Raw genomic sequence first — 24954 nt, 5'->3', positions numbered from 1 at the left:
GACGAATTGGATAAGAACGGGGCGCGCCGGCCTTGCTGGCCGGACATCGCGGGCCGCTGAAGAGCGACTCGCGATTTGGTACGCGCGAATTTTGGTATTTTACCCGAGTCTCGGCATTCCTATACCTTTTCCTGTTCCTATAGCGATGGCCATCGCTGCGTTTATGGCCATAGCTGATAGGCACCAGCCCGCTGGACGGATGCACGCCTGCGGGAGTGTGTCGGGCTGCGCCGCCCGACGGGGCAGATAGGCCGGGCGGCCAAGGCGCGCTAACATAGATATTTCTATATCCGCCGCCCTCAGAGATTGACCTTGGTGCAACCCGACTCACACGTTCCATCCGCACATCCGGCCGCTGCAGCGGCATCTGCATCGTCCGCCGGCGACGCCCACGAGCCGTTGCGCGGCGGCTTCACCTCGACGCGCTTCGTGCTGGTCGAGCCGAGCCACCCGGGCAACGTCGGCGCCGCGGCGCGTGCGTTGAAGACGATGGGCTTTTCGCGGCTCGTGCTGGTCGCGCCGCGCGTGCCGCAGGTTCATTGCGACCCGGAAGCCGTCGCGATGGCGAGCGGCGCCGACGACGTGCTCGCCGCCGCCCACATCGTCCCGACGCTGGCCGACGCCCTCGTGGGCGCCCAATGGTCGCTTGCGCTCACGGCGCGCACGCGCGAATACGGGCCGCCGCCGGGCGCGCCGCGCCAGGCGGTGCTGGACGCCTGCCGTCAGGTCGCGCACGGCGACATCGCGCTCGTGTTTGGCAACGAGCGCACGGGGCTTTCGAACGACGACGTCGAGCGCTGCAGCGCGCTCGCCCATATCCCGGCGAATCCGGCTTATAGCTCGCTCAATCTCGCACAGGCGGTGCAGGTGCTTGCCTACGAGCTGCGGCTCGCCTACCTCGGCGAGGGCGAGCCCGGTGCGGCGTTGCCGGGCGCAGGGACCGAGCAGGGAGGTCTGGCCACGGCCACGCCGCTCGCCACGAGCGACGATATCGAGCGCATGTACGTGCATCTGGAGAATGCCCTGATCGCGCTCGATTTTCTGGACCCCGCCAATCCGAAGAAGCTGATGTCGCGTCTGCGGCGGCTCTTCGCGCGTTCAGGGCTCGAGCGCGAAGAGGTCAACATCGTGCGCGGCATTGCCAAGCACATCCTGATGCTCAAGGGCAAGGAAGGCGGGAAATAGGCCCGCAGCGCGGCCAGCAGCGACGCCCGTAGCGGGGCGCGCAACGGAGCGCGCAACGGAGCGCGCAACCGAGGGCAGGCCGCGAGGCCGTCAGTGCCGGACTGACCACGGAGGCGCGTCCGACCTTGATGCCCGCGGGGGCTTCCCAGCTTGCGCGCGCCTTTCGCCTACAATCGATTCCTGATCACAAGCAAATCAGCGTGGCTGCTAAGGCCCCGCACGAGCCGCGCGCGCCACCTGCGACGCAAGGCCGTCCACCCCCCCATGTACCTCACGTCCAGCGTGTGACAGCCATGTTCAAGAGACTTCGCGAAGACATCGCCACGATCCGCGAGCGCGATCCCGCCGCTCGCAGCGCATGGGAAGTCTTGACCTGTTATCCAGGCTTGCACGCGCTCGTCCTCCATCGCTTCGCTCACGCCTGCTGGCGCGCGAAGCGCCGCTGGCTCGCGCGCTATGTCTCGCAGCTCGCGCGCTTTTTGACCGGCATCGAGATCCATCCGGGCGCGACCATCGGGCGGCGCGTGTTTATCGATCACGGCATGGGCGTCGTGATCGGCGAGACCGCGGAGGTGGGCGACGACTGCACGATCTACCAGGGTGTGACGCTCGGCGGCACGTCGCTCACGCGCGGCGCGAAGCGCCATCCGACGCTCGGCCCCGGGGTGATCGTGGGCGCGGGTGCCAAAGTACTGGGCGGATTCACGGTGGGCGCACAGGCGAAGATCGGCTCGAACGCGGTGGTCGTGAAGCCGGTGCCGGCGGGCGGCACCGCAGTGGGCAATCCGGCGCGGATCATCGCGCCCGCGAAGAGTGCGCAGGAGCAAGCGCGGCCAGCGTCGGCGCGTGAGGGTTTCTGCGCCTACGGCATCACGCCGAATGCCGACGATCCCGTCTCACTCGCCATCCACGGCCTGATCGATCATGCCGCTACGCAGACGCAGCGCGTGGATGCGATCGTCGTCGCGCTCGAGCGACTGGGCGCGCGACTCGAGGCGCTGCATGGCGCCGACGCGGCACTCGCGGAACTGCGCCGGCTCTCGGAGGGGCTGGAGGGCGGGACGGCGCCGCGTGAGCCTGAAAATACGCCAGAGAAGGCTGCGGCGCGCGTCTGAACTTCGTACCTGATTCGCAGATGTATGACACGGTTCTTTGCCTCCAAATGAAAACAGCCGCTTGAAGCGGCTGTTTGGCGGCCAGAGACCGTATTTGTCGCCGAGTTGCCCCGTTCGACTACCGTATCAGGCGCGGCCTGATCGTGAAGCTGATCGTAGGTAGCCTCGCGCCAGGGGGCAACCAGATTCCGGCGAAAACGCCATCTCGCCTTCCGCGAGATCAAATTTCCCGCTAGTCGCACGGCGCGCTACGCGCTCAGTCGAGCGGCATCATCCTGAATCCTTCGGCGTCGACGCGCAGATACCCGCCGCGCGGCTTGCCATGATCGAGCTCCCAGTCGGGCAGTACCCAGCGCGTGCCACCGGGTTCCTGATGGCGCGCGGGACGATGCGTGTGGCCGTGAATGATCGCGTTCGCGCGTGCACGCTTGAAGAGCGTCGCAACGCCCTTGGCGGTGACGTCGTATTTCGGCAGGGCGGGGCGCTCGCGGCCGGGCTCGCTCTTGCGGCGCATACGCTCGGCGAGCCTGCGGCGCGAACGAAACGGCCACGCGAGAAAGAGCAATTGCGCGAGACGGTTGCGCGCGAAACGGCGAAAGAACTGATAGCCGCGGTCGTCGGTGCATAGCGCGTCGCCGTGGGCGAGCGCGATGCGCGTGCCGAACGCGGTGATGGCGATGGGGTCGGGCAGCCAGATGGCGCCCGCGGCTTTCATGAAGCGCTTGCCCAGCAGGAAGTCGCGGTTGCCATGCATGATGTAGAGCGCGATGCCGCGCTCGGAGAGCGTGTGCATCAGCGCGGTCATGCGCGCGAAGAACGGATCGGCGAGCATGTCGTCGCCGATCCAGTATTCGAAGAGGTCGCCGAGGATGAACACCGAGTCGGCCTGATCGGCCGTCACGTTGATGAAGTGCTCGAACGCGGCGACCGTGCGCGGAATCGCTTCGCTCAAGTGCAGGTCGGAGATGAAGAAGAACGGGCGCGCCGCGTGCGGACGCTTGCCCTCGCCGGGCACGCCCGCAGCGGCGTGTCGTAGTGCCTTTTCCTGCAACATGAATGAAGCACGCGCCCTGTGACTTTATTCGACGACGACAGCTTTCTCGATCACGACGTCGTCGACCGGCACGTCCTGATGGAAGCCCTTCGAACCCGTCTTGACCGACTTGATCTTGTCGACCACGTCGAGGCCTTCGACAACCTTGCCGAACACGGCGTAGCCCCAGCCTTGCGGCGTGGGCGACGAGTGGTTCAGGAAGTCGTTGTCGGCGACGTTGATGAAGAACTGCGCCGATGCCGAGTGCGGATCGTTGGTGCGCGCCATGGCGATCGAGCCGCGCTCGTTCTTCAGGCCGTTGTTCGCTTCGTTTTCGATCGTTGCCTCGGTGGGCTTTTGCTTCATGCCGGCTTCGAAGCCGCCGCCCTGGATCATGAAGCCGTCGATGACGCGGTGGAACACCGTGCCGTCGTAGTGGCCGTTTTTCACGTAGTTGAGGAAGTTGGCAACCGTCTTCGGTGCCTTCTCGGCGTTCAGTTCGAGCTTGATGACGCCGTGGTTCGTGTGCAGTTCGACCATGATGGATCCTTAGTCAGTGGCTTGGGGGGAAAGGGCGGCGCCGTAGCGGTACGAGGCGGGGCGCGTGGCCGCTCGCGTGTACCGTTGCAGCGCCGCTTGACGAAAACGCGAGGCAGCTTTGCGACGCGTGGATTTCGGCGTTACTTGCCGACGACGGTGGCCGACTGGATCACGATTTCCTTTTGCGGCACATCCGACATCGGGCCGCGCGAGGTGGTGGGCGCCGCTTCGATCTTCTTCACGACGTCCATGCCCTGGGTGACCTTGCCGAATACCGCGTAGCCATTGCCGTCCGGGTTCGGATAGTCGAGGCCGGCGTTGTCGACGGTGTTGATGAAGAATTGCGCCGTGGCCGAGTCCGGATCGCTCGTGCGGGCCATCGCGAGGGTGCCGGTGAGGTTCTTCAGACCGTTCTTGCTCTCGAGCGGAACAGGCGCGCGCGTGGGCTTCTCGACGAAGCTCGTCGTATAGCCGCCGCCCTGGATCATGAAGCCGCGGATCACGCGATGGAAGATCGTGCCGTTGTACTGGCCCGCCTTCACGTACTGGAGGAAGTTGTCGACGGTCTTGGGCGCCTTCTCAGGGTAGAGCTCGACGCGGATGTCGCCCTCGCTGGTCTTGAAGAGCACCTGCGGATGCACGGCCTGCTGGCCGGCTTGCGCAAAGGCGGGCGCGTTCGCGATCAGGGCGGCGCTGCCGAGCGCCAACATCAACCATTTCATGAGTGTCCTCGAAGTACGGGAAAAACGTGGTCGTTGCGCGCCGCCGAATGGGTCCAAAGGGGTCCAAAGCGGAATCCGGGGCGCGCCGCGGCTTAGTGCGAAGGCGCCACGAAGGGCGGCGTCGCGAGCGACCCGGTCGGGCCGCCGAACTGATACACCGGATTGTCGAGCATCGGGCCCACGCGCGTCGTGCTGGTATCCGATGCGGCAGCGGCAGTGCTGCGCGGCTTCTTCTGAACGGCAGGCGGATTGACGATCTTCTCGATGTCGGCGAGGCGCTGCTGCGTTGCGCCGCTCGTGTGGCCGAGGGTGCTGGCGCGCCGGTACGACGCGTCGGCCATGCGCAGGTAGAGGTCGCCCAGGTTCTCCCACGCGAGGCTGTATGACGGGTTGGCCTTGGTGGCCGTCTCGAGCGCGACGCGCGCTTCGTCGTAGCGGCCATGTTTCGCGTAGAGCGCCGCGAGATTGTTATAGGGCTCGGGCAGCTCGGGGTACGCTTGCGTGAGCTCGGTGAAGGCTTCGATCGCGTCGTCGTCGCGGTTCAGTCGCGCGAGGATGGTCGCGCGCTTGAACTTCGCCTGCACGTCGCGCGGATTCGACTTGATGCGCGCGTCCAGCTCCGTGAGCGCCGCCGCCCAGTCGTGCTGGGCGATCGCCGTGTCGGCGCCGGGCGTGCCGTCGGCCGTGGCGGGCGGCGCCGCATGCGCGGCAAACGCGCCGCCGAAGACGAACGCGACGCTCGCGAGAGCCGCCGCCGCAAAGGTCGCAGCGCGGGGCGCGCAGCCGCTGGAAGATTTCATAGGGGAAGGTCGCGGTGTTATACTCCGAGCCATTCTAACAAAAGGTCTGTGCGTTTTCGCCGCGCGCTTTTGGTCACATGTCGGGCGAGTGCCCGTCCGGCTCATTGCGGTCAGCCCGGAGCGTTGTTTCCGGATGGCTTTCGCGGCACGCCAGGCTTTCTTTCGCTACTCGTGGTCGTCTCCGCCCTGATGACTGATTGAGCGCGACTGTACGCAGCCTCGAGCAACGCGGTGCGTTGTACCCGCGGGCTGCTGTCGGCGCTGTCGCGGACTTCTTTCGACCCACGTATCCATCGTCTCTATGGAATCACTGCGCATCTACAACACGCTCGCGCGTGACAAGCAAAATTTCGTGCCAATCGAGCCCGGTGTCGTACGCATGTACGTCTGCGGGATGACGGTGTACGACTATTGTCATGTGGGCCACGCGCGTGTGATGGTGGTATTCGACGTCGTGCAGCGGTGGCTGCGCACGCTCGGCTACAAGGTGACCTACGTGCGCAATATCACCGACATCGACGACAAGATCATTCGCCGCGCGGTGGAAAACGGCGAGACGATCAAGGCGCTCACCGATCGTTTCATCGACGCGCTGCATGAAGACGCGGACGCGCTCGGCGTCGAGCGTCCCGATCTCGAGCCGCGCGCGACGCAGTACATCCCGCAGATGCTCGACATGATCGGCATGCTCGAAAGCAATGGCTACGCCTACCAGGGCACGGACGGCGACGTGAATTACGCGGTGCGCAAGTTCGCGAGCTACGGCGCGCTGTCGGGCAAGTCGATCGAAGACCTGCGCGCGGGCGAACGTGTGGCGGCGAACGATGCCAAGCAGGATCCGCTTGACTTCGTGCTGTGGAAACAGGCAAAAGCAGAAGAACCTGCGGACACGAGCTGGGATTCGAAATACGGGCGCGGCCGTCCGGGCTGGCACATCGAATGTTCGGCGATGGGCTGCACGCTGCTCGGCAAGCATTTCGACATTCATGGCGGCGGCCAGGATCTGCAGTTTCCGCACCATGAGAACGAGATTGCGCAAAGCGAAGGCGCGACCGGCGAGAAGTTCGTCAACTACTGGATGCACAACGGTTTCGTGCAGATCGACAACGAGAAGATGTCGAAGTCGCTCGGCAACTTCTTCACGATCCGCGAAGTGCTCGCGAAGTACGACGCAGAAGTGGTGCGCTTTTTCATGGCGCGCGCGCATTACCGTTCGCCGCTCAATTACAGCGACGTGCACCTCGACGATGCGCGCAATGCACTCACGCGTCTGTACACGGCGCTCAAGGACGTGAGCCCGGATGCGGGCGAGCTCGACTGGAACGAGGCGCACGCGCAGCGTTTCCAGGCGGCAATGAACGACGACTTCAATACGCCTGTTGCCATCTCGGTGCTGTTCGAGCTGGCAACCGAAGTGAACCGCACGCGCGACGCCGTGCTGGCTCGCCAGTTGCAGCGTCTTGGCCGCGTGCTCGGCGTGCTCGTGCGCGAGCCGCGCGCGTTCCTGCAGCAGGCTGCGGGCGCGCTGGATGCGGATGCGCTCGACGTGGCCGCGATCGAGGCGAAGATTGCGGCGCGCACGGCCGCGAAGCAGGCGAAACAGTATGCGGAGGCGGACCGGATCCGGGCCGAACTGCTCGATGCCGGTGTCGCGCTTGAAGACAAACCGGGCGGGTTGACCGAGTGGCGCCGCGTGTAAGCGGGCTGTCCAGTTTCCACTGATCGATTCGCGAGGCAGGAGGCAGGATGGCAACGGCCACGAAGACGCAGGCAAAGCGCTCTGCGTCGCTCACGGGCGCGGCAGGCGAGGCCAAAAGGCGCGCCGCGCGCAGTGGCGCCCTGAAGGCGCAGCAGCAAGGCGACGGCGCAAAGAAGGTGGGCGCGAAGGCGGCCACGGAGCGCGGCGCGAAGGCGCAGGCAGAGCATCGCGTGCTTAACGGCGCAGCCAAAGCGCATGCGGGTGCGGATGGCGCTGCGAAGCCGGCGCGCGCGAAGGGCAATGGTGCGCTCGACGGCGCAGTGCCGATGATGGGTACGTTGCCCGAAGCCCCAGTGTCCGGTGACGGCATGCACGCACCGTCGGCTGCCGCGCGCGATAGCGAGCCGGAGGTGGTGCGCCCCGATTACTGGGACAAGGCCTGCGCGGATCTCGTCAAGCGCGACCGCATCCTCAAGAAGCTCATCCCGAAGTTCGGCCCCGTGCATCTCATGAGCAGCGACGACCCGTTTGTCACGCTCGCACGCTCGGTAGTCGGCCAGCAGATCTCGACGGCAGCGGCGCAGGCGTTGTGGCAGCGTGTCGAAGCTGCGTGCCCGAAGCTCGTGCCGCAGCAGTTCCTGAAGCTCGGACATGAAAAGCTGGCGGCCTGCGGTCTCTCGAAGCGCAAGACGGAATACATCCTCGATCTCGCGCAGCACTTCGTCTCCGGCGCGCTCCACGTGGGCAAGTGGACCACCATGGACGACGAGGACGTGATCGCCGAGCTCACGGCCATTCGCGGCATCGGCCGCTGGACCGCCGAGATGTTCCTGATCTTCAATCTCGCGCGGCCGAATGTACTGCCGCTGGACGACCTCGGGCTCATCCAGGCGATCAGCGTCAATTATTTCAGCGGCGAGCCGGTCACGCGCAGCGAGGCCCGTGAAGTCGCGGCTAACTGGGAGCCGTGGCGCACCGTCGCAACCTGGTATATGTGGCGCAGCCTCGAGCCGTCGTAAAAAAGTGGCGCCTGCCAGCCGCCGCGCCGCCCACGCGTGGCGGCCCCGACCCCGATTGGGGCCGAGGCGGCGGCCCGAGTTTCTCCAGGTTTTTCCTATCGCTATCCGGATTCGATAGTTCTGCTCCGATTTAGACGATGGCCAGCGCGGTTAGAATACGCGCTGCCGCAAAGTGCAAGGATTCCAACACATGAAAACCACGTTTCTGGATTTCGAGCAGCCGATCGCTGAACTCGAAGCGAAGATCGAAGAACTGCGCTTCGTTCAGGACGATTCGGCCGTCGATATTTCGGAAGAGATCGAGCGGCTGTCGAAGAAAAGCCAGCAGCTCACGAAGGACCTCTATGCGAACCTGAGCCCGTGGCAGGTCTCGCAGATCGCACGTCACCCGCAGCGTCCGTACACGCTCGACTACGTGCACGAGCTGTTCACCGATTTCCACGAACTCCATGGCGACCGCAACTATGCGGACGACCTGTCGATCGTCGGCGGCCTCGCGCGCTTTAACGGCCAGGCCTGCATGGTGATCGGCCAGCAAAAGGGCCGCGACACGAAGGAGCGCGCCGCGCGCAACTTCGGCATGCCGCGTCCGGAAGGCTATCGGAAGGCCGAGCGCCTGATGCGCCTCGCCGAAAAGTTCGGCTTGCCGATCTTCACCTTCGTCGACACGCCGGGCGCCTACCCGGGCATCGGCGCGGAAGAGCGCGGCCAGTCCGAAGCCATTGGCCGCAATCTCTACGTGATGGCCGAGCTCAAGACGCCGATCATCACGACGATCATCGGCGAAGGCGGTTCGGGCGGCGCGCTCGCGATCGCCGTGGCCGACACGGTCATGATGCTGCAGTTCTCGACCTACTCGGTCATCTCGCCGGAAGGCTGCGCATCGATCTTGTGGAAGAGCGCGGCGAAGGCACCCGAGGCCGCCGAAGCGCTGGGCCTTACCGCGCACCGTCTCAAGGCGCTGGGCCTGATCGACAAGATCGTGAACGAGCCGCTCGGCGGCGCGCATCGCGATCCGAAGGGCATGGCCGCGCTCCTGCGCCGCGCGCTCTCCGACTCGCTGCGGCAGTTCCAGGGCATGAGCATCGCCGACCTGAAGGCGCGCCGCTACGAGCGCCTGATGGAATACGGCAAGTTCAAGGAAACGACGCCGGGCGCGTAAGCGCGCGACGTCACTGACGTGAGCCGGCGCGAGAGGCGCCGTCATGCCGTGACCGACCATCCCGATTCCGACGCCGGGCGCATCGTTCTCGATGCGCTCGGCGTTGTGCTTTCCACGCTCGCCGACGATGCCCGCATCGCAGTCGCGTTCAGCGGCGGCCTCGACTCGTCGGTGCTGCTCGACGCGGCGGTGCGCATGGCCGGCGCATCGCGGCTCGTCGCGCTGCATGTGCACCACGGGCTGAGCCCGAATGCCGATGATTGGCTCGCGCATTGCGAGGCGACGGCGCGCGCGTACGGCGTGGCGTTCGATGCGCGGCGCGTGACGCTCGCGCGCGAAGATTCGGCGGGCGTGGAAGCGGCGGCGCGCGAGGCGCGCTACCGCGCGCTCGATGCGATGTGCGCCGCGCATGGCGCGCAGTCGCTGTGGCTCGCTCAGCACGCCGACGACCAGGCCGAAACGGTCTTGCTGCAATTGCTGCGCGGCGCGGGTCTGGCGGGGCTGGCCGCGATGGCGCCGGCGCGCGAGGTGGCGGGCGGCGTGCCGCGCGTGCGGCCCTTGCTGAATTTGTTGCGTGCGCAACTAGAGCGCTATGCGCGTGCGCACCGTCTGCACTGGATCGAGGACGAATCGAACGCGGACACGCGTTACGCGCGCAACGCGTTGCGCCACGACGTGCTGCCCGCGCTTTGCGCGCATTTCCCTGGCTTTCGCGACGCGCTCGCGCGCACGGCCGCGCATGCGGCCTCTGCGCAGCGCTTGCTCGACGATCTCGCGCAGATCGATTTGCGCGAGGCCGGACACGATGCCGCCGACACGCTTTCGCATGCCGCGCTCGTCGCACTCGACGACGCGCGTGCGCTCAATCTGCTGCGCTACTGGATGCGCACGCTCGGCTTGCCGGCCGCGTCGACGGCGCGGCTCGCCGACGCGCTGCGGCAGTTGCGCGAGATCGCGCGCGAGGGCGAGGGCCACGCGCTGCGCGTCGACCACGCTGGGCGCACGCTGCGCTGCTATCGCGGTCGTGTGTTCTGGGAGGCGCCGCGCATTCAGGCGGAGCCAGCCGTTGCAGCGAGCGAAGGCGAGGGCGCCGCACGCGAACCTGTCAGCATGAACTGGCGCGGTGAGGAAGTCTGGCGGCTGCCGCAATGGCGTGGCAGCTACGTTTTTGTGCCCGCCGACGCGAACGATCCCGATGCCGTACCCGAAGCCGTGCTGCGCGGAGGTCCGCTCGTTGCGCGCGCGAGAGCGGGCGGCGAGCGCCTGCGCGACGAAGCCGCGAACTTGAGCCGCACGCTCAAGAACCTGTTTCAGGCGCGCGGCGTGCCGGCATGGGAGCGTGATGTGCCGCTGCTCTATGTTGGCGAGACGCTGCTGTTCGTGCCCCGGATTGGGGTGAACCGCTGCGCATTCGATGCACAGGACGCGGCGTCGGACGAAGCCGCTGCGACGCTCTGGCGGCGCATCGAGTGGCGCGAGGATCTGCTGATCGCGTGAATGGAGGCACAGGGTTGCGCTGCCAGAGCGTGCCTGCGAGGTGGCGGAGGCGGCGGCCGTCATGCGAAAAAAAGCAGGCGCGCGTGCAAATCCCGCCCAGAGGGCGCTTCGAATCCGCGCAAATCCTTGCCGCACAAGCCTTTTTCGCTCCGCGCGGCCCAATTTCGCCTTGTAATTTTGACCCTGATCGGGTAGTGTAAGTTGTTTGTCCAGCCCGCTTTTTCGCGTTCACGGACGCCGTCAAAAGCGGCGCACGCCGTGCCAGGACGCGATGTCTCCTTCCAGCGGTATCCGACGATTGCAAGGACGTCGTAGCGGTTGCGGGCAGGGCGCGCGCGAGCCCGTATCTGTATCTCCACGATGCCGATGCGGCTGCCCCGCGGCCGCCCGGGCAAACTCCGCGTGTGCTGCACGCGCCAAGCCCCCTCGCGCGGTCTGAACAGTACCGGGCGGAGCCGTCTTCGGTGCGCCAGCGCGGTAACATCTCCAGTTCAGAACGACAATGGCACTCATCGTACACAAATACGGCGGCACCTCGATGGGCTCGGTCGAGCGCATCAAGAACGTTGCCAAGCGCGTCGCCAAATGGCACAAGGCCGGCCACAAGATGGTCGTCGTGCCCTCGGCGATGTCCGGCGAAACCAATCGTCTGCTCGGTCTCGCGAAAGAGATTTCGCCGCAGCCGAGCCCGCGCGAACTCGACATGATCGCGTCGACCGGCGAGCAGGTCAGCGTCGGTCTGCTGTCGATCGCGCTGCAGGACGCCGGCGTGGACGCCATCAGCTACACCGGCTGGCAAGTGCCGGTCAAAACCGACAGCTCCTTCACCAAGGCGCGCATCAACGACATCGACGGCGAGCGCGTGCTGGCCGACCTCGACGAAGGCAAGGTGGTCGTGATCACGGGCTTCCAGGGCATCGATCCGGAAGGCCACATCACCACGCTCGGCCGCGGCGGCTCGGACACCTCGGCGGTTGCAGTGGCAGCCGCGCTGAAGGCCGACGAATGCCTCATTTACACGGACGTGGACGGCGTCTACACGACCGACCCGCGTGTGGTGGACGACGCGCGCCGGCTCGACCGCATCACGTTTGAAGAGATGCTGGAAATGGCCAGCCTCGGCTCGAAGGTGCTGCAGATCCGCTCGGTGGAATTCGCGGGCAAGTATCAGGTGAAGACGCGCGTGCTCTCGAGCCTGACCGACCCGCTGATTGCCCTCGACGAAGAAATGAAGTCGGGCACCCTGATTACCTTTGAAGAAGACGAGACCATGGAAAAAGCAGTCATCTCGGGTATCGCGTTCCAGCGCGACGAGGCCCGCATCATCGTGATGGGCGTGCCCGACAAGCCGGGCATCGCGTATCAGATCCTCGGCCCGGTGGCGGACGCGAACATCGACGTCGACATGATCATCCAGAACCAGAGCGTGGACGGCAAAACCGACTTCACGTTCACGGTGCCCCGCGCTGACTATCAGCGCGCGATGGACGTCCTCACCAACCAGGTGAAGGGTCACGTGAGCGCCGAGCAGGTGCTGGGCGACGCGAAGGTCTCGAAGGTATCGGTGGTCGGCGTGGGCATGCGCTCGCACGTCGGCGTGGCGAGCAAGATGTTCCGCACGCTCTCGGAAGAGGGCATCAACATCCAGATGATTTCGACCTCCGAAATCAAAATCTCGGTGCTGATCGACGAGAAGTACATGGAGTTGGCGGTCCGCGCGCTGCACAAGGCGTTCGAGCTCGAGCACGCCTGAGTGGGCAATTTCGGCCAATTGCGCGTACGCACGAAAAAATTTGCAAAAAGTGCGTCTTAAAAATTGACCGGAACGCTCGGACCCGCTATTATCTTGGCTTCGTTGCGCTGCCTCCCTGGCGCGAACGAAGTTTTCGGGAGACGTGGCCGAGAGGTCGAAGGCACTCCCCTGCTAAGGGAGCATCTGGGCCAAAACCTGGATCGAGGGTTCGAATCCCTCCGTCTCCGCCAGTAATGGCGGCGAAACCCCGCAAGTCTCGGCTTGCGGGGTTTTTGTTTTTCCGGCGCCGCTTTTGGCTCACGTGTCCGCATGAGCTCTCTGCCAGCGTCGCTGGATTCGCTTTGCATGAACATATCCGATAGTTTGCCTGCCCGGATATTTTTATCAGGATGCCGAATTAAATGACGTAAATGAATTGTCGTGTCAGCGCTTGATCCGTTCATGCGTTACTGGAAGCTGAATTCGAGCATCGTTCTGGCCGAATCACGATTGCGCAGCGAGCACGGCGCGCGTCGATACAAGCGGTGCTATCCTCGCGGGCGTTATTGCCAATCAGGCATTGGTGTAACGAGACGTTACGCCGGCGAACGCACCGTGGTTTTGTGCATCAGTTATTACAATGTTGAAATACGCGGGCCGGGGAGCCTGCGCTATATTGGTTTCAACAAAACATCAACCCCAAAAGGTGAGTCCATGAAGTTCGCTCGTGTTATTGCAATGCTGGTCGGGGGCTTGGCAATCGGTGCTGCGTCGAGTGCGGCTATGGCTGGCGTGAGCGTCGGTGTCAACATCGGGATTCCTGCCCCGGTTTATGTCGCGCCGCAGCCGGTCTACGCACCGCCGCCTCCGCCCGTGGTGTATCAGCCTGCGCCGGTCTATGCTGTGCCGCCGGCCATCGTGATCGGCTGGCACGGCGACCGCTATTGGGACGGCCGCCGCTACTGGGGCCGTGACGACTGGTATCGCCATCACGGCGGCTACGACCGTGGTCGCGGCCACTGGGACGGCGATCGCGGCCATTGGGACGGTGATCGCGGTGGCCCTCCGGGACACTGGCACTAAGCCAACCTCGCGTGCCGCATGATCGACGAAGCGCGCGAGCCGACCGGAACACGGTCAAAAGAAAAGCCGCCCGAGGGCGGCTTTTTACTTGCTACGGTTGCCTGCGCAACGAGGCGCAGGCGGGTCGGGCGGCGAGTTATTCGCCAAGACCCGCCATGCCGCCGACCACGGCGTTGAAGCCCCCATCGACGTGAACGATTTCAGCCGTCACGCCGCCCGCCAGATCGGAGAGCAGGAACGCGGCCGTATTGCCGACCTGCTCAATGGTCACGTTACGCTGCAGCGGCGCGTTGTGCTCGACGAAATCGAGGATCTTGCCGAAGCTCTTGATGCCGCTTGCCGCGAGCGTTTTGATCGGGCCGGCCGAGATGCCGTTCACGCGCACGCCTTTCGCGCCGAGCGACACCGCGAGGTAGCGCACGCTCGCTTCGAGCGAGGCCTTCGCGAGACCCATCGTGTTGTAGTTCGGGATCGCGCGCTCGGCGCCGAGATAGGTGAGGGTGACGAGCGACGCGCTCTCGGAGAGCATCGGCTGTGCAGCTTTGGCGAGCGCCGGGAAGCTGTAGGCCGAAATGTCATGCGCGATGCGGAAGTTTTCGCGCGTCATGCCATCGAGGAAGTCGCCCGCGATCGCTTCGCGCGGTGCGAAGCCGATCGAGTGCACGAGGCCGTCGAGGGTGTCCCAGTGCTGCTTGAGGTCTGCGAAGAGCGCGTCGATCTGTGCGTCGTCGGCCACATCGCAGGGGAAAATGAGATTGCTGCCGAATTCCTGCGCGAATTCGGTGATGCGGTCCTTGAAGCGCTCGCCGACGTACGTGAATGCCAGTTCCGCGCCTTCGCGCTTGCAAGCTTGCGCAATGCCATACGCGATCGATCGGTTCGACAGCAGGCCGGTCAACAAGATGCGTTTGCCAGCGAGGAAGCCCATGAATTCTCCTGAACAGGTTCAATGCACCGGGCGCCGGTAAAGGCGGCGCCGCACGGTTTGGGTAGAATTCTCTCACAATTGACACGGCACCCCGGACAAATCCCTTTCTATGACGACAGGTACGCGAGGCAGGAGAACGCGCGTGGCGCGTGAGGCAACGGTTCCTGGCTGGCGGCGCGCAGGGTGGCCGCAATGGCGCATCGGGCCGATTGCGCCGGCGCGCGTGCTGGCGGCCGCGGGCGCCGCGCTTGCCCTCGCATTCGCGACGATGCCGTCCGCCCACGCGGTCTATGCGATCGCGCAATACGGCGAGCCGAAATACCCGCAGGATTTCAGGCACTTCGATTACGTGAACCCCGATGCGCCCAAGGGCGGCACGCTGGTGCTGGCGAACCCCGACCGGCTGACGAGCTTCGATAAGTTCAATCCGTTCACGATGCGCGGCAACGCGGCGCCGGGCCTCGGCATGATTTTCGAGAGCCTGACGACGGGCAGCATGGACGAGGTGGCATCGGCGTACGGCTTGCTCGCCGACGATATCCGCATCGCGCCCGATCGCTTGTCCGTCACATTTCATTTGAATCCGCGCGCGCACTTTTCGAACGGCGATCCGGTCACTGCGGCTGACGTCAAGTTTTCGCTCGACACGCTCAAGAGCCGTCAGGCTGCGCCATCGATGCAGGCGTATTTCGGCGATATCACGCGTGCCGTGGTGGTCGATGCGGCGACGATCCGCTTCGAGTTCCGCACCAACAACCGGGAGCTTCCGCTCATCGCGGGCGGCATGCCGGTGTTCTCGCACAAGTGGGGTCTGCGCGCCGACGGCACGCGCATTGCGTTCGATCAGATCGCATTCGAAGAGCCGATCGGCAGCGGCCCGTACGTGATCGAGGGCTACTCGAACGGCCGCACGATCACGTACAGGCGCGATCCGAACTACTGGGGCAAGGACCTGCCCGTGCGCGTGGGCACCAACAACTTCGATCGCATCGTCTACAAGCTTTACTCAGACGACGTTGCGCGCCTCGAAGCGTTCAAGGCGGGCGAGTACGACGCGCTCGTCGAATACGTCGCGCGCAACTGGGTGCGCCGCGACGTGGGCAAGCGCTTCGACAGCGGCGAGCTCATCAAGCGTGAATTTCCGCAGCACAACGGCACCGGTATGCAGGGTTACGTGATCAACCTGCGCAAGCCGATGTTTCAGGACGTGCGCGTGCGGGAGGCACTCGATCTCGCGCTCGACTTCCAGTGGCTCAACCGCATGTTGTTCTATAGCCAGTACAAGCGCATCGACAGCTGGTTCGTAAATACGGATCTGCAGGCGAGGGGCTTGCCTTCGGCGGGCGAGCTCGCGCTGCTCGAGCCCTGGCGCAAGCAGCTCGATCCGGCTGTGTTCGGGCCGCCGCCGGTGCAGCCGGGCACCCAGCCACCCGGCTCGCTGCGCGCGAATTTGCTCAAGGCCCGCGCGCTGCTTGCGGATGCGGGCTGGACATATCGTGACGGCGCGCTGCGCAACGCGCAAGGCGAGCCGTTCGTGTTCGAGGTGCTCGACGACACGAGCGCCTCCGCGCAATGGGCGCCGATCCTGGCGCAGTACACGCAGGCGCTGGCGCGGCTTGGCATCCGCGTGAACTATCGCTCGGTGGACTTCGCGCTGTACCAGAAGCGACTCGACGCCTTCGACTTCGACATCACGACGATCAAGTTTCCCGACGTGCAGGTGCCGGGCGCCGAGCAGCTCGATCGTTTCGGCAGCAAGGCGGCCGACGAGCCTGGCTCGGGCAACCTGATCGGCCTGAAGTCGCCGGCCGTGGACGCGATCCTCAAGGCGCTCATGCTGGCGCAGACGCGCGAGCAGCTGCTTGACGCCACCCACGCGCTCGACCGTGTGCTGATGCACGGCTACTATGTGGTGCCGCAGTGGTACAGCGCGACGCACCGTGTGGCGTACAAGAACACGCTGGCTTATCCGGCGAAGCTGCCGCTGTACTATGGCGCGATCGACTGGATCACTTCGACGTGGTGGTTTGGTCGCGAACACCCGCCGCAGCACTGAAACGCCGGACCCTCCTTGACGGAAGCAAAGAATCATGTGGAGCTACATCGTCAAACGCCTGTTGCTGATGATCCCGACGCTGTTCGGCGTGCTCACGCTGACCTTCGCCGTGATCCAGTTCGTGCCGGGCGGCCCCGTCGAGCAGGCGGTGCGTGAGCTCAAGCGCGGCGCGGAGCAGGGCATGCCATTCGGCATGCGCGCCCATTCGGGCGTGGACGCGCAGCAGATCGCGCAACTCAAGCAGCTCTATGGCTTCGACAAGCCGCCGCTCCAACGCTATTTCCTGATGCTCGGACGCTTCGCGCGCTTCGATCTCGGGCAGAGCTACTTCCACCATCAGAGCGTGTGGTCGCTGATCGTCTCCAAGCTGCCGGTGTCGATCAGCATCGGCTTGTGGACCTTCTTTCTCACCTATCTGATATCGGTGCCGTTGGGCATCGCCAAGGCGGTGCGCAACGGCTCGCGCTTCGATCTCGTCACGAGTCTCATCGTGCTGATCGGCTATGCGATTCCGGGCTTCGTGCTGGGCGTGCTGCTGCTCGTGCTGTTTGGCGGCGGCACCTTCCTGCAGCTGTTTCCGCTGCGCAATCTCACCTCCGACGACTGGAGCACGCTCTCGCTCGGCGGCAAGGTACTCGACTACCTGTGGCACATCACGCTGCCGGTCACGGCTTCGGTCGTGGGGAGCTTCGCTGTCACGACCATGCTGACGAAGAATGCCTTTCTCGAAGAGATCCGCCGCCAGTACGTGCTGACTGCGCGAGCGAAGGGGCTGTCCGAGCGCACCGTGCTCTGGAAGCACGTGTTCCGCAACGCGCTGCTGCCGCTCGTGGTGGGGTTCCCGGCTGCATTCATCGGCGCGTTCTTCACGGGCAGCCTGCTGATCGAGACGCTGTTCTCGCTCGACGGCCTGGGCCTGCTGTCCTATGAGTCCGTGGTGCGGCGCGACTATCCCGTCGTGCTCGGCACGCTCTATCTCTTCACGTTGATCGGGCTGCTGACCAAGCTCATCTCCGATCTGTGCTACGTGTGGGTCGACCCCCGCATTCAATTCGAACAACTGGAGCGCTGAGTTGAACAGAGCCCGCGCCGGCGCCGAACCCGAATTGCGTACCGAGAGCGTGCGCGCCTTCAAGTCGCCCACGCCCGCGCGCCGGGTGTGGATGCGCTTCAAGCAGCAGCGCCTCGGCTACTGGAGCCTGATCGTCTTCGTCATTGCGTTCGCGGCGAGCCTGGCCGGGCCGCTGTGGTGCAACGACAAGCCGCTCGTCGTGCGCTACGACGGGCATCTCTTTTTCCCGCTCTTCAAGGACTATCCCGAGACGGCTTTCGGCGGCGATTTCCCGACGCCCGCCGACTATCTCGACCCGTACGTGCGACATCGTTTCGACGCGCCCGGCAACTTCGCGATCTATCCGCCTAACCCGTACTACTACGACACGCTCAATTACTTCTCGAAGGTGCCGAACCCGGCGCCGCCGTCACGCGATAACTGGCTCGGCACCGATGCGAGCGGGCGCGATCTGTTCGCGCGGCTCCTGTACGGCTTTCGCGTCTCGGTGGAGTTCGCGCTCGTGCTGACCGCCATCGGCACGTGCCTCGGCGTGCTGGCGGGCGCGATACAGGGTTACTTCGGTGGACGTATCGATATCGTCGGGCAGCGCCTGATCGAGATCTGGAGTTCGCTGCCCGAGCTCTATCTGCTCATCATCTTCGCGTCGATCTTCGAGCCGGGCTTCATCCTGCTGATCGTGCTGCTCTCGCTGTTCGGCTGGATCGGCCTCTCGGACTACGTGCGTGCCGAGTTTCTACGCAACCGCAATCAGGATTACGTGCTCGCGGCGCGCGCGATGGGCCTCTCGAACTGGCAGATCATCTGGCGCCATGTGCTGCCCAACAGCCTCACACCCGTCATCACTTTTCTGCCGTTTCGCATGAGCGGCTCGATCCTCGCGCTCACGAGCCTCGACTTTCTCGGCCTGGGCGTGCCGCCGCCCACGCCGAGCCTTGGCGAATTGCTCGCGCAAGGCAAGGCCAATCTCGACGCCTGGTGGATCTCGATGTCGACGTTCGGCGTGCTCGTCGTCACGTTGCTGCTGCTCACGTTCATGGGCGACGCGCTGCGCAACGCGCTCGACACCCGCATCTCAGACGCGATGAAAGCAGGGGGCAACCAGTGAGCGCGCTGCCACAGGAAGCCGGTACGAACGCCGGGCCGCTGCTCTCGATCGAGCATCTGAGCGTGCGCTTCGGCGACACGCTCGCCGTGGACGACATCGCGCTCGCGATTGGACGCGGCGAGCGCGTGGCGCTCGTGGGCGAGTCGGGCTCTGGCAAGACCGTGACGGCGCTCGCGGTCCTGCGCCTCCTGAGCGATGCGCGCGTCTCGGGCTCGATTTGCCTCGACGGCGCGGATCTGCTCGCGAAGAGCGAGCGCGAGATGCGCGGCCTGCGCGGCAGCGACATCGCGATGATCTTTCAGGAGCCGATGACGGCCCTCAACCCGCTCTATACGATCGGCGAGCAGATTGCAGAAACCATCGTGCTGCACGACGGGGTAACGAAGAAGGAGGCGTACGAGCGCGCCGTGGGGCTGCTCGAGCGCACTGGCATTCCCGAGCCGCGCCGGCGTCTCTTTAGCTATCCGCACCAGCTTTCCGGCGGCCAGCGTCAGCGCGTGATGATCGCGATGGCGCTGGCGTGCCACCCGCGCCTCTTGCTGGCGGACGAGCCCACCACGGCGCTGGACGTGACGATCCGCGGGCAGATCGTCGAGCTCTTGCGCGAGCTGCAGCGCGCGGAGGCGGACAAGCCTGGCGGGGGCATGTCGGTGCTGCTCATCACGCACGACCTGAATCTCGTGCGCCGCTTCGCGCAGCGCGTGGCGGTGATGGAGAAGGGCAGGCTGGTGGAGACCGGAACGGTCGAGCAGATCTTCGAGGCGCCTGAGCATCCGTACACGCAGCGGCTGATCGCAAGCCGCCCGGAGCGCAACGTGCTGCCGGTGCTGCCGATCGCGCCGGTGCTGCTCGAAGCGAAAGACGTGAGCGTGGATTTCGCGACGAAGCTGCCCGGCTTCACGGGCTGGTGGCGGCGCGGCCGCTTTCGCGCGGTGAACGACGCGAGCGTATCGGTGCGCCAGGGCGAAACGCTTGGCATCGTCGGCGAGTCTGGATCGGGAAAATCCACGCTGGCGATGGCGATGTTGGGCTTGCAACGAACGGTGGGCGGGGCGATCGAGTTCCAGGGCCGTCCGCTCGCGAGCTATCAGGGCCACGACAAGCTCGGGCTGCGCTCGCATTTGCAAGTGGTCTTTCAAGATCCGTTCAGTTCGCTTTCGCCCCGGCAAACCATCGAGCGCATCGTGGGAGAGGGGCTGGCGCTGCACCGGCCCGATCTTTCCGGTGAAGAGCGCCGCAAGCGCATCGTGAGCGTGTTGCGGGAAGTGGGCCTCGATCGCACGGCGCTGCAACGCTACCCGCACGAGTTTTCCGGCGGCCAGCGCCAGCGCATCGCGATTGCGCGCACGCTCGTGCTGGAACCGCGTGTGATTGTGCTCGACGAACCGACCAGTGCGCTTGACGTCTCGATCCAGCAACAGGTGTTGCGATTGTTGACGGATCTGCAACGCAAGTACAACCTGGGCTACGTTTTCATCAGCCACGACCTCGAGGTCATCGGCGCGATGGCGCATCGTGTTGCCGTGATGCAGAACGGGGCGATTGTCGAGACCGGAGATGTAACAGAAATCTTTGACGACCCCACGCACCCTTACACGCGAAAGTTGCTGAAAGCCGCGTTTGATCGATGAACGATCGCGGAACTTAAGGGTGTTTTTTGGTGAAAATCACCAATGAGGCATGCATCGTGATTGTTTTTTTCTATTTGTTTTGACACACAAATACTTACTGGCTAGTATCGTCCAAACTTTTCTTCTAACTCCCTGATTTACGGGCAATTTATTCCGACCCATGCAGCACCGATCCTTGACCCAGGCTTGCACGCGCGTCGTCGCCGGGATGTTCATCGGCGCACTGATGGCTGCAGCTCCCGGCGCGTTCGCCGACGAAGCAAGCAGTTTTAATCAGAACGTCTCATTTTCGCCGAGCAATTCGACGAATCCACAGTCGCTCCCCGCAGTTCAGACCACGACCCAGACCACCGCACAGGCTCCGGCCCAAGGCGGCGCGAAGTCATTTCTCTCCGGCATGGCTGGCAAGGCCGGTGACGTCGTGGTTGGCGCGCTCAACATGATCGGCGTGCGCTACCGCTGGGGCGGCAACACGCCGGACTCGGGTCTCGATTGCAGCGGCTTCGTGCGCTACGTGTTCCAGGACACGCTCGGCATGAGCCTGCCGCGCCGTGCAGAGGAAATGAGCCGCGTGGGCGAGAAGGTGAGCATGAGCAACCTCAAGCCCGGCGATCTCGTGTTCTTCAACACGATGCGCCGCACGTTCTCGCACGTGGGCATCTACATCGGCGACAACAAGTTCGTGCACTCGCCGTCCACCGGCAGCACGATCCGCGTCGACGATCTGGACAGCGGCTACTGGGAAAAGCGCTTCACGGGTGCACGCCGGATCGAAACGTCGTTTACGCCGGACCAGGCGCAAGACCTCAAGCAGCGCGTGAGCGCGCAGTTCGACGGCAGCAGCGGCAACTAATCGCAAGCCCGGGCACAACAAAAAGCCTGCTTCATCGAAGCAGGCTTTTTGCATTTGGATGGCCGCTCAGGCCATCGTCCTGGTCACCTCAGACTGCCGCCGTGCGCGCGGCGGCGAGCTTGCGCTCGAGCTCGGGAAAGATCTTTGCCGCCGCTTCCTCGCCTGCGAGTATTGCCGCGTTACGCTGCGTGAAGTCGCTGCTCGCCATCGCGTTGAGGTTCGGCCGGATCACGATGTCGGCGTATTTTTCGAGCTCGTAGTTCTTGATCGACTGACCCATGATCGTGAAGGTCTGCATCAGCACGTCGAACTGGCTCTGTGTGGGCGCCGTTTCGGGGCGTGCCGAAATATCCACGGCAATCACGAAGTCGGCACCCATCTTGCGCGCGAACGAGGCGGGCACCGGACTCACGAGGCCGCCGTCCACGTACTCGTGTCCCGCAATCTTCACCGGCTCGAAGATCGACGGAATGCTGCATGAGGCACGCACGGCAATGCCCGTGTTGCCGCGCTGGAACAGGATCGGCTGACCGGTGTGCAGATCGGTCGAGACAACGCCGAGCGGCTTGGCCATTTTCTCGATCGGGCGGTCGCGCAACGTCGTGTTCAGAAAGTTCTGCAGCGCCACGCCTTGCAGAATGCCGCGGTTGCGAAACGGCATGGCCCAGTCGCTGATCGACGCTTCATCCATCGTCAGCGCGAGCTTGTTGAGCGCGAAGCCGTTCATGCCCGAGGCGTAGAGCGCCGCAACCACCGAGCCCGCGCTCGTGCCCGTGATCAGATCGACCTGGATGTTGCGCGCCTCGAGCCCCTTGATCACGCCGATATGCGCGAATCCGCGCGCGGCGCCGCCGCCGAGCGCGAGGCCCACGCGAATCGGGCGCGGCGTTTTCGCGAGTGGCGCCGGGGTGGCCGTGGCGCCCTTGTTCTCGGTCGTCTGCGTGCCCGCGGTCGTGCAGGCGGCGAGAACGGTGGAGGCGGCCGCGAGCGAGAAATGGCGGCGGCTCAATGAAAGCGGCGACGGATTGCGGTCCTGCTGCTGGTCGGGCTTCAAGTCCGGATTCAGGTCCGGCTTCGAACTGGGTTTCAAGCACATTCTCCAGGCGGCGCGTGCGAAGGCGAATCTCGTGTGGCGTACGCACCGCGTTGATTCTTGCGGCCCGCGACTGCGGGCGCGCGGCGCGGGCGAGGGCGCCAGCGCGCCGACATGATAAGGCAAAGCCGTGCACGCTCACGCTTCGTGCGTGTAACGCGATGTGTCGCTAACGCGCGATGCGATGAATCGGCACAACGAAGCAGCAACGAATTGGCAATGACGCGGCGGCGATTCGGCATCCGGCGCGCACCGGATGCGTTTGCGCCCACGCCCGCGCGCGGCCGAACCGGCGCGCGGCGGGTATAATCCCGTCTCTAATTTTCCCGGTTTTCCGTTCGCGTTTTGCGCTTGCCGCGCCGCGCTGTGCCGTGCTGCTTCCGAGCCGGCATCGCCAGGCCCCAAGGCAAGTGCTGCGAACCTTCGCCGTCCGCCGTCGACCGTCTTCGCCTGCCACGCCGTGCGCATCGTCCATGCCGCGGCGCCGGCCCGTCGCCGGGCGGCACCGTCCTCGAGTATTCGCCCATGACCACGACCCCCGTCCGTACCCGCTTTGCGCCGAGCCCGACCGGCTTCATCCACCTCGGCAACATCCGTTCCGCGCTCTACCCGTGGGCGTTCGCGCGCCACAACAAGGGCGCTTTCGTGCTGCGGATCGAGGACACCGACCTCGAGCGCTCGACCTCCGAAGCGGTCGACGCAATCCTCGAAGGCATGCAGTGGCTCGGTCTCGATTTCGACGAAGGTCCGTTCTACCAGATGCAGCGCATGGACCGTTATCGCGAAGTGCTCAAAGCGATGCAGGAGCAGGGCCTCGTGTACCCGTGCTACATGTCGACCGAGGAACTCGACGCGTTGCGCGAGCGTCAGCGCGAGGCCGGTGAAAAGCCGCGCTATGACGGCACGTGGCGCCCCGAGCCGGGCAAGGTGCTGCCGACGCCGCCCGAAGGCGTGCAACCGGTGCTGCGCTTCCGTAATCCGCTCACGGGCGTGGTCGCATGGGACGACGCCGTGAAGGGCCGCGTGGAGATCTCGAACGAGGAGCTCGACGATCTCGTGATCGCACGCCCGGACGGCACGCCGACCTACAACTTCTGCGTCGTGGTCGACGACATCGACATGAAGATCACGCACGTGATTCGCGGCGACGACCACGTGAACAACACGCCGCGCCAGATCAACATCCTGCGCGCGCTGGGCGCCGAGCCGCCCGTCTACGGGCACCTGCCGACCGTGCTCAACGAGCAGGGCGAGAAGATGAGCAAGCGTCACGGCGCAATGAGCGTGATGGGCTACCGCGACGCCGGCTATCTGCCGGAAGCGGTGCTGAACTACCTCGCGCGTCTGGGCTGGTCGCACGGCGACGCGGAAGTGTTCTCGCGCGAGCAGTTCGTCGAGTGGTTCGACCTTGACCATCTGGGCAAGTCGCCGGCGCAGTACGACCACAACAAGCTCAACTGGCTCAACAACCACTACCTGAAGGAAGTCGACAACGCGCGCCTCGCCGAGCTCTCGAAGCCGTTCTTCGCGGCGCTGGGCGTGGACGACGCGACGCTCGCGAAAGGGCCGGCGCTCGACGGCGTGGTGGCGCTCTTCAAGGACCGCGCCACGACGATCAAGGAAATCGCCGAGAGCGCCATGATGTTCTATCGCGAGCCGCAGCCTGAAGCGGACGCGCTTGCGCAGCACGTGACCGACGCCGTGCGTCCGGCGCTCGCCGACCTTGCGGGCGCGCTCAAGGGTGCGGAGTGGACGAAGGAGGCGATCTCGGCCGCCTTCAAGACGACGCTTGGCGCGCACAAGCTGAAGATGCCGCAGCTCGCGATGCCGGTGCGCCTGTTCGTGGCGGGCACGACGCACACGCCGGCGATCGACGCGGTGCTCACGCTGTTCGGCCGTGACGCGGTCGTGAGCCGCATCGAGCAGGGTCTTGCGAAGGGTGCCTGAGCAGGAGCTCTGAGAAGCGCACGTAAAAATATTTGAAGAATTTTTCGCTCTGGCACTAGCGGCGGAGCAAGAGTTCTTGTAGTATTCGGGCTCCGTTGAATACGGAGCGCGAAACAGCAGTAAGTTTCACGCAAAGAGCGGTTGAATCGAGCAATGATGTTTCGCAGAAACGTCGAAGCGATGAAAAAAAGATTCAAAACGCTCTTGACGAAAGCGAAATTGATGTTTAAAATCTCGCTTCTGTTCTGCAAGGGGGTATAGCTCAGCTGGGAGAGCGCTTGCATGGCATGCAAGAGGTCAGCGGTTCGATCCCGCTTACCTCCACCAACAGAACAATGTGGTTCGCAGTAAAGTGTAGCAAGGCATTATCTGAAAAGATCATGTCCCCTTCGTCTAGAGGCCTAGGACATCACCCTTTCACGGTGAGTACAGGGGTTCGAATCCCCTAGGGGACGCCAGACATGAGCGTCGTCGATTAGATCGTAATGATGTCGATGAGGCAGCAGGTGGGAGTCAACCAACGCCCATCTGTGTATGTCAAGCTGGAGCGGTAGTTCAGTTGGTTAGAATACCGGCCTGTCACGCCGGGGGTCGCGGGTTCGAGTCCCGTCCGCTCCGCCAGATAGAAGCCCGTTCAGAAACGTTGAGCGGGCTTTTTAGTTGTAGTGGTTATAGGCGT

20 protein-coding genes and 5 tRNA genes (1 of these 25 cut by a window edge) are annotated in these 24954 nt (G+C 64.5%); 19 read left to right on the top strand and 6 right to left on the bottom strand.

Annotated elements, in window-relative coordinates; genetic code table 11:
- The first annotated feature begins 315 nt into the window (after positions 1–315).
- Complete coding sequence (locus EYW47_RS12870; protein WP_205710065.1) at positions 316–1185, top strand: RNA methyltransferase; 870 nt, start codon at positions 316–318, stop codon at positions 1183–1185.
- 293 nt (positions 1186–1478) lie between these two features.
- Complete coding sequence (gene cysE / locus EYW47_RS12865; RefSeq protein WP_133195227.1) at positions 1479–2300, top strand: serine O-acetyltransferase; 822 nt, start codon at positions 1479–1481, stop codon at positions 2298–2300.
- Positions 2301–2556: 256 nt separating this feature from the next.
- Here cysE and EYW47_RS12860 read toward each other — a convergent pair whose 3' ends face one another.
- From EYW47_RS12860 to EYW47_RS12845, 4 genes are all read right to left on the bottom strand, one after another.
- Positions 2557–3354 (bottom strand): UDP-2,3-diacylglucosamine diphosphatase, encoded by a 798-nt coding sequence (locus EYW47_RS12860; RefSeq protein ID WP_133195226.1) that lies wholly within the window; start codon positions 3352–3354, stop codon positions 2557–2559.
- Between the two features lie 24 nt (positions 3355–3378).
- Positions 3379–3873: a peptidylprolyl isomerase gene (locus tag EYW47_RS12855; RefSeq protein WP_133195225.1), complete on the bottom strand. Its 495-nt coding sequence runs from the start codon at positions 3871–3873 to the stop codon at positions 3379–3381.
- A 140-nt stretch (positions 3874–4013) separates the two neighbouring features.
- A complete protein-coding gene (locus tag EYW47_RS12850) occupies positions 4014–4595 on the bottom strand; it encodes a peptidylprolyl isomerase (protein ID WP_133195224.1) in 582 nt (193 codons plus the stop codon).
- Between the two features lie 92 nt (positions 4596–4687).
- Complete coding sequence (locus tag EYW47_RS12845; protein ID WP_133195223.1) at positions 4688–5428, bottom strand: tetratricopeptide repeat protein; 741 nt, start codon at positions 5426–5428, stop codon at positions 4688–4690.
- A gap of 268 nt (positions 5429–5696) precedes the next feature.
- Here EYW47_RS12845 and cysS point away from each other — a divergent pair, with 268 nt between their 5' ends.
- The 7 genes from cysS to EYW47_RS12810 all read left to right on the top strand — a co-directional run bounded on the left by cysS (position 5697) and on the right by EYW47_RS12810 (position 13587).
- The gene (gene cysS, locus EYW47_RS12840) at positions 5697–7094 is read left to right on the top strand and encodes a cysteine--tRNA ligase (RefSeq protein ID WP_133195222.1); all 1398 of its coding nucleotides are present in this window, start codon (positions 5697–5699) and stop codon (positions 7092–7094) included.
- 47 nt (positions 7095–7141) lie between these two features.
- A complete protein-coding gene (locus tag EYW47_RS12835) occupies positions 7142–8113 on the top strand; it encodes a DNA-3-methyladenine glycosylase family protein (protein WP_133195221.1) in 972 nt (323 codons plus the stop codon).
- A 190-nt stretch (positions 8114–8303) separates the two neighbouring features.
- The gene (locus EYW47_RS12830; protein ID WP_133195220.1) at positions 8304–9275 is read left to right on the top strand and encodes an acetyl-CoA carboxylase carboxyltransferase subunit alpha; all 972 of its coding nucleotides are present in this window, start codon (positions 8304–8306) and stop codon (positions 9273–9275) included.
- Positions 9276–9323: 48 nt separating this feature from the next.
- Positions 9324–10772, top strand: coding sequence for a tRNA lysidine(34) synthetase TilS (gene tilS / locus EYW47_RS12825; RefSeq protein ID WP_133195219.1), 1449 nt, complete (start codon positions 9324–9326; stop codon positions 10770–10772).
- A 502-nt stretch (positions 10773–11274) separates the two neighbouring features.
- Entirely contained in the window at positions 11275–12525 is a 1251-nt protein-coding gene (locus EYW47_RS12820; RefSeq protein ID WP_133195218.1) for an aspartate kinase, read from the top strand.
- Between the two features lie 136 nt (positions 12526–12661).
- A tRNA-Ser gene (locus tag EYW47_RS12815) sits at positions 12662–12755 on the top strand.
- A 463-nt stretch (positions 12756–13218) separates the two neighbouring features.
- A complete protein-coding gene (locus EYW47_RS12810) occupies positions 13219–13587 on the top strand; it encodes a hypothetical protein (protein ID WP_133195439.1) in 369 nt (122 codons plus the stop codon).
- A gap of 136 nt (positions 13588–13723) precedes the next feature.
- On the opposite strand, the gene fabI is transcribed toward EYW47_RS12810, so the two are convergent.
- Positions 13724–14515, bottom strand: a complete 792-nt coding sequence (gene fabI, locus EYW47_RS12805; RefSeq protein ID WP_133195217.1) for an enoyl-ACP reductase FabI — start codon at positions 14513–14515, stop codon at positions 13724–13726.
- A gap of 268 nt (positions 14516–14783) precedes the next feature.
- Here fabI and EYW47_RS12800 point away from each other — a divergent pair, with 268 nt between their 5' ends.
- The 5 genes from EYW47_RS12800 (at position 14784) to EYW47_RS12780 (ending at position 21235) form a co-directional block, all read left to right on the top strand.
- Positions 14784–16571 (top strand): extracellular solute-binding protein, encoded by a 1788-nt coding sequence (locus EYW47_RS12800; RefSeq protein WP_240763680.1) that lies wholly within the window; start codon positions 14784–14786, stop codon positions 16569–16571.
- Between the two features lie 34 nt (positions 16572–16605).
- On the top strand, positions 16606–17643 hold the full coding sequence (locus tag EYW47_RS12795; protein ID WP_133195215.1) for a microcin C ABC transporter permease YejB: 1038 nt from the start codon (positions 16606–16608) through the stop codon (positions 17641–17643).
- A gap of 1 nt (position 17644) precedes the next feature.
- The gene (locus tag EYW47_RS12790; protein WP_133195214.1) at positions 17645–18751 is read left to right on the top strand and encodes an ABC transporter permease; all 1107 of its coding nucleotides are present in this window, start codon (positions 17645–17647) and stop codon (positions 18749–18751) included.
- Positions 18748–20382, top strand: a complete 1635-nt coding sequence (locus EYW47_RS12785) for an ABC transporter ATP-binding protein (protein ID WP_133195213.1) — start codon at positions 18748–18750, stop codon at positions 20380–20382. The genes EYW47_RS12790 and EYW47_RS12785 overlap by 4 nt, the downstream gene beginning before the upstream one ends.
- Before the next feature lie 160 nt (positions 20383–20542).
- Positions 20543–21235, top strand: a complete 693-nt coding sequence (locus EYW47_RS12780; RefSeq protein WP_133195212.1) for a C40 family peptidase — start codon at positions 20543–20545, stop codon at positions 21233–21235.
- A gap of 88 nt (positions 21236–21323) precedes the next feature.
- Here EYW47_RS12780 and EYW47_RS12775 read toward each other — a convergent pair whose 3' ends face one another.
- Positions 21324–22289, bottom strand: coding sequence for a patatin-like phospholipase family protein (locus EYW47_RS12775; RefSeq protein ID WP_240763679.1), 966 nt, complete (start codon positions 22287–22289; stop codon positions 21324–21326).
- A gap of 564 nt (positions 22290–22853) precedes the next feature.
- Here EYW47_RS12775 and gltX point away from each other — a divergent pair.
- From gltX to EYW47_RS41345, 5 genes are all read left to right on the top strand, one after another.
- Positions 22854–24275 carry a glutamate--tRNA ligase gene (gene gltX / locus EYW47_RS12770; protein ID WP_133195210.1) on the top strand — a complete coding sequence of 474 codons (1422 nt, stop codon included), beginning with the start codon at positions 22854–22856 and terminating at the stop codon, positions 24273–24275.
- Between the two features lie 251 nt (positions 24276–24526).
- Positions 24527–24602, top strand: a tRNA-Ala gene (locus tag EYW47_RS12765).
- 55 nt (positions 24603–24657) lie between these two features.
- Positions 24658–24733, top strand: a tRNA-Glu gene (locus EYW47_RS12760).
- 86 nt (positions 24734–24819) lie between these two features.
- Positions 24820–24896, top strand: a tRNA-Asp gene (locus tag EYW47_RS12755).
- A 35-nt stretch (positions 24897–24931) separates the two neighbouring features.
- Positions 24932–24954 (top strand) — tRNA-Glu (locus EYW47_RS41345) (it continues 147 nt past the right edge of the window).

The sequence above is a fragment of the Paraburkholderia silviterrae genome (assembly GCF_004353915.1).
In the GTDB taxonomy this organism is placed as follows: domain Bacteria; phylum Pseudomonadota; class Gammaproteobacteria; order Burkholderiales; family Burkholderiaceae; genus Paraburkholderia; species Paraburkholderia silviterrae.
Note: the sequence above shows the minus strand (reverse complement) of the source record. Positions and strands in the feature narration are given on the sequence as shown.